Source organism: Staphylococcus sp. 510, from assembly GCF_057219715.1.
Window position 1 is genome coordinate 1 of record NZ_JBXVVK010000029.1, and the last position, 5439, is coordinate 5439.

Annotated in this window: 5 protein-coding genes and 2 pseudogenes; 1 reads left to right on the forward strand and 6 read right to left on the reverse strand. The window is 28.8% G+C overall.

Annotated features, from left to right (window positions below; genetic code table 11):
- Positions 1-41: 41 nt before the first annotated feature.
- The 5 genes and pseudogenes from AC2D8K_RS12230 to AC2D8K_RS12250 form a co-directional block, all read right to left on the reverse strand.
- Positions 42-413, reverse strand: coding sequence for a hypothetical protein (locus AC2D8K_RS12230; protein ID WP_002437511.1), 372 nt, complete (start codon positions 411-413; stop codon positions 42-44).
- A complete protein-coding gene (locus AC2D8K_RS12235; RefSeq protein ID WP_369964163.1) occupies positions 406-1515 on the reverse strand; it encodes a DNA polymerase in 1110 nt (369 codons plus the stop codon). Before AC2D8K_RS12235 ends, AC2D8K_RS12230 begins: the two co-directional genes overlap by 8 nt.
- Before the next feature lie 169 nt (positions 1516-1684).
- Positions 1685-3697 carry a hypothetical protein gene (locus AC2D8K_RS12240; protein ID WP_044466477.1) on the reverse strand — a complete coding sequence of 671 codons (2013 nt, stop codon included), beginning with the start codon at positions 3695-3697 and terminating at the stop codon, positions 1685-1687.
- Between the two features lie 29 nt (positions 3698-3726).
- Positions 3727-3819: pseudogene (locus tag AC2D8K_RS12245) on the reverse strand (LEM-3-like GIY-YIG domain-containing protein); the annotation flags it as partial.
- Between the two features lie 39 nt (positions 3820-3858).
- Entirely contained in the window at positions 3859-4788 is a 930-nt protein-coding gene (locus tag AC2D8K_RS12250) for a helix-turn-helix transcriptional regulator (RefSeq protein WP_000750311.1), read from the reverse strand.
- A gap of 80 nt (positions 4789-4868) precedes the next feature.
- On the opposite strand from AC2D8K_RS12250, the gene AC2D8K_RS12255 reads away from it, so the two are divergent.
- Positions 4869-5297, forward strand: coding sequence for a VOC family protein (locus tag AC2D8K_RS12255; protein WP_000671996.1), 429 nt, complete (start codon positions 4869-4871; stop codon positions 5295-5297).
- A gap of 59 nt (positions 5298-5356) precedes the next feature.
- Here AC2D8K_RS12255 and AC2D8K_RS12260 read toward each other — a convergent pair.
- A pseudogene (locus tag AC2D8K_RS12260) lies at positions 5357-5439 on the reverse strand (IS6 family transposase); the annotation flags it as partial.

A 5439-nucleotide genomic window follows, 5' to 3' on the forward strand; every position in this document is an offset into this window, starting at 1 on the left:
AGCCACACTTAATAGCTTAGATAACATTTGTAATATATGATTCATGATAATACGCCTCCAAACGCATCTAACGATGCTACATCTTGTACATAATAGTTACCGTTATATTGACCTAATAGAATTAAATGTTTCTGATCAATATAAGGCTCATAGTTTTCATGACTTGCGCTATAGTTACTATGACGTTCGAGCCAGTCATTAATTGATAATTGTTGATGTGTCACATTGACCACAACACTACGGTTCACATAGAATATTTGTTGATCTATCTCTATTTCATACGTAAATTGATGTTTTATGTCGCCTGAGTAATCTGTCTCAGTCACAGAATGTAATGTAGCAACGTATATAGATCCTTCTTTTAACGATGTACTTTGGGGAATTTGAAGACTTTTTCCTCTATCATTATTCATTGTCTATACCTCCTAAAGCTTCCACTGTCACATGTGCAAATTCACCATTAAACAGTCGATTAGCTGTATCTTTCATGAGCTGTGCTACACTTTGTGCAATCTCCTTATCATTACATTCAATCATAATCGCATCGTGTATCGGCACTATAATCTTGAACGTTTTTTGATCGCACTGTGCTTTGTACACTTCCAACAAAATGTGCTTGAAAATATAGCTCGCTACCGTTTGTACGTAAATTGCCATAATACTACTACCTTGAAATGCGCTCATATCATGTTCAATGCCGTAAGGCGTAGGCATTGTTTTATATTTTTCGACTTGCTCTTTAAATTCAATGATCTTCTTGAATTTGCTCATTACTTGTAGCCAGTTAATTTCACTAACCTCTTGATTGATTTTGAATTTAGAGCTACTATAACGACCGCCAAAAAGAAATGACCCTATAAATGCACGTTTCACACTCACGCGCTTCTCTTTTGACAAAGATAAGTCTCTCAGTAATGCATCGTATAACCCTTCTTCAAGATTCAAGTAGTCAATCAGTTGTTCGTCTTGTGTCATATACGCAGCAACTGATGGTTCGAATGATTTAAAATCTATTGTATAAACCTTTTTAAATTGCGAAGGTAAAATCGTTTGTTGGACTAATTTAGGTAAGCCTTGAACATTAAATCTTTTCGTTGTTATCCGATGTGTTCGTGTGCCAATCAACGATAATTGTGTATATAATCGATTCGTACCATTTAATGACTGATCTAATCTATCAAATAGGTGTTCGATTTTATCAGAATGTTCATCGTTCTTAGCCTTTTCAAGCATTGTCGCTTTGATATCAGGTAATTTATCGGTATCAAGGTTAATAGATTCTGATTCAATCTCTTTCTTTAATGGTTCTAAATTATGGTGTACTTCCACATATTGGTCTAGCTTAGCTTTTTCATTAGACAAAAGCTCATTATATTGTTGATCTAGCTGTTGGCTAATTTGTCTTTGTAGCTGCTGAACTTTATCTTGATTTGAAAATTTGTTCATTAAAAAGTGTTCTGTTTTATTGCTTTGAGGTAATTTTGTAATTAAATCACGTGTATTTGTTTGATACATAGTGTTTTGCTCCTTCTATAAGTTATTACACAACAATCTCCCGGGCTAATTATCGTGTGAACATCACAACGTTGTATCTATAATATATATGACTCTAATTAATTACATAATTGCTTCCATCACATTCATTTTCATAATGGAAGCCTAAAATTACAACAAAAGAGCCAACTCATTTTTGAGTTGGCTCATTATAATTATTGCTTTTTGTATTTGGACTAATATCATACAAATTATTCCTAATTTTAACTGACAATAAATTATCGATATAATCACTTATTTTATTCTTTAATTTGTAGTCAATATCGCTTTTATCGTCAAAAGCATGATATGCTTCTTCTTTATTTTTTCTTCTCTCATCTTTATCATCAACAGCATCATCAGGATAATGTTGCTCTCTTCCGCTAGACTTACTTATTTCAAGAGAAAATGGCGTTAATTTACTTTTTATTCTACTAAGTTCCTTTAAAAACGATCTATAGTATCTTGCATTTTCATCATTCGAATTTATACCATTATTTAGTAAGTAAATACCTAATCTGTCTATTGAATTTTCAACATCATTGAAAAGTTGTTTGAATAAATCTGAATCATCTTTTTCATACTTAAATTTTCTTGTTGCTACTAATTTTTCAATGGTACTACTTCTATCGTATCTTTCTTTTTCAAACATTGTTTGCATATTGTAGTTAATACTTTCCTGATCTATTTCTTGATTCAAACAATTTATTAATAATTGATCCAAAAATGGTGTCTTTATTTTATATTTATCTATAAAAAACAAGATATAATTTTTACTTTCATTATCTTTTGCTTTTACTATGTTATTACTAAACTCAAAGCAATGATATAAATAAACAAAGTTTAGTTTCTGATTTTGATTTGTATTCTTGGACTGTATCTTATTATATTCATGTTGGATATCGTTAATAACTTTACCATTGAATTCAGTAATTTTCTCGCTAATTTGCTCCCAATTCTTCACCCCACCGTCTGTCAAAAAATAATCTTTAAAATAATTGAAATGAACCTTATCTTCTTTAGCCTCATTGATTGTTTCTTCAATTGCGTTAGACATCATTCTCAATAATTTGTTGCCCTCATAATAATTACTCTCTAAAACTTTATGCATAAATCTTTCAAGTTGCAATTTTAATTTTTTATTTTCAGAGTACCATCTACATTGGGATTGATATGTAAAATCAGTCAATAATTTTTCCTGTAAGGGAGAATTATCCATATTCATAATTTCTTTCATTATATCTTCAAAATACTCATAAAAATTATGGGAATCATCTCTTAATATTGCTTTTTCAATAGTTGGAATATGTTTATAATTATTATCTGACTTTGGTAATGGATGCTTATCAAGTATTTTCGATAATATATATATAATTTGATATTGAAGTCTATTAAATTCATAGTTAGATCTTTGAGAAATGTATCTTTCACCAAATTGACCTCTTTCATATTCAGGATTATTAGAATTATAAAATGGCTGATATTTTGCAACATCTACACCATACATTTTGTTCAATAATTTTAATTTGTTCGTGAAAGTTGTACCCTTGATCCCTTGTTTCTCTTGTAAATGTCTTTTTTTATAAATTATTTTAGGATTTTCTTTTACAAGATAGAAATAACTAGATGCTTGATACTTATATTCAGATTTTTCTTTATTGTAGAGATAAATATCAATATGAACCTTAAACACCTCTTGAAAAGCTTGCTTTTTATTTTTAGAATCATTCATGAGTTGTTTTAAAGCATTATACAGTTGATTTTTATCCTCTTCTAATGTTCGATTTGAAAATTTGCATAAATACCATTCTTTAGTCACATCAATGTCATTTGTTCGCTTATTTAAGTAACAATGTTCTTGAATGCCTCGTTGAATACTACTTAATGATTCACTTTCAAACTGTATTTTTATGCCTTGACTATCCAATATTACTTTACCAAAATTAATCATAAACTGCTCATATGTACTAATAAAAACTTGTACCTCTCCTGCATATTCTGGTTGTAACAACGGTGATAGTGGAATTTTATCTTCCATAGGCAAAATTTCAAACTTTTTGGTACACTCTTTTATATTATTTATAATTTGATCATCGATATGAACCGTATACTGCATATATGTAGTATTTTCAGTAGATTTTAGAGCTGTAATATTTTTATTCACTTAATTCACCTTCATTGACCCATCTTTATTTAATTATAACTATTTATGTATGCTGTAGCACTACCACTACCCAATTTTAAATTTGGTAATGCTTTTTTGTATAAATTTAAATTGTTTAATGTTGTCATCTTTTTGTTATTACAATTATGATTAAATTACTATTAATACATGTTTATTATTTTAGTTAATTCAACTTTAACAGCATTTTTCAAACTATTAGGGGTCTCTACTTTTACATTGACACCACCTGTGACAATTAACTTAGCTATAAAATCTATATCTTTCGCGTTCACTTTTGATTTAAATAAATATGTCTCTTCGTCAATATTTTCAATCATATAGTCACTCCACAGGTAGCCTTTCAAGATATTCAATCCCATAACATTGCTTCTAATAAGAATATCAATAGCTGTTTCATTTTTAACCATGAACTGTTGAAAATTCTGCATAGTTATATCATTACACTCTTGAGTCTCTCCCATTTCATATAGTTCTTTTATTTTCGAAATATTTAATAGATTCACTAACTTTGATTCTATATTAGCTACAACAAAATACCATTGATGATTTTTATACATAATGCCAATACCTTTATATTGTTCTTTAATATAGTTTTGTGAATAACAGGTTTCAAAAGACTTATTCTCAATTATCAATCTAATGATTTCATTAAATAACTTATAACTTTTGAACTGATACTTATCTTCATTAAAATATTGAAATAGATCATTATATTGGTTTATTAACTCTTTTTTATTCGAGTTATTATATAATTTTTTTAATATTTCTTGATATTCTGTTTGAAAAGGTAGATTACTCACATTTGAAATACTCGAAAGTGTAAATACTAAAGCTTTCAACTCTTCATCTGAGATTGCTATTTTCGTTTGGTCTCGATTACCTATGATCGTATAACCACCATTTTTCCCTGGATTACTATATAAAGGTACTCCTAATGCTTCAATTTCTTTTATATCCCTTAAAGCGGTACTACGAGAAATATTAAATTCTGACATTAAATCATTTAATTTGAAGTTCCTATTTTCATTACAATATTCAATCATATTATATAATCTAACAGATTTTTTCATTATTATTCTCCTTTTAGTGTCAATAGATGACACTAATTAAGTATATACTCTATTTATAACAAATCTAAGGAGGAAAAAACATGAAATTTCAAGTAAGTCCATATTTTTTAATCACTCAAAATGCAGAGGGTTTAAAAAAGTTGTATGAAGAGCTGTTTGGCGCTAAAACACTGTATATTCAACGTATTAAAGATAGACCTATAGATAAGAAACTTAATATTGACGAAAATGATTTAAATAAAATTGATCAATGTGTACTTCAATTTGGAGATATAAAAATTATGATCGCAGATGACACTGAAGGTTTGCCCATAACACAAGGTAATAATATATCTCTTTGTCTCACTTTTGACCAAGTAGAAGAAACTAAACATGTATATGACCAGTTAATAGAAAAAGGCAGTGAGGTATTGAAAACATTTAGTCCAGAATTCTATACTGAAGGTTATGGTTATGTAAGAGATCCTTATGGTATCTCTTTGCATTTATTTACAAAGAGAAAAAATTAGGTTCTGCTGCAAAGTTGAAAAATAAATGTCTAATCTCAATTTTAAAATAATACTTTGTGTTAACTTGTTAGCATGATGCTAATTTCATGGCATGGCGAAAATCCGCAGATCTGAAGAGACCTGCGGTTCTTTTTATATAGAC

What these genes read in the sequence shown, in the direction of transcription:
- AC2D8K_RS12230 (WP_002437511.1), bottom strand. Translation starts at nt 413, where the DNA reads ATGAATAATGATAGAGGAAAAAGTCTTCAAATTCCCCAAAGTACATCG.
- AC2D8K_RS12235 (WP_369964163.1), bottom strand. Translation starts at nt 1,515, where the DNA reads ATGTATCAAACAAATACACGTGATTTAATTACAAAATTACCTCAAAGC.
- AC2D8K_RS12250 (WP_000750311.1), bottom strand. Translation starts at nt 4,788, where the DNA reads ATGAAAAAATCTGTTAGATTATATAATATGATTGAATATTGTAATGAA.
- AC2D8K_RS12255 (WP_000671996.1), top strand. Translation starts at nt 4,869, where the DNA reads ATGAAATTTCAAGTAAGTCCATATTTTTTAATCACTCAAAATGCAGAG.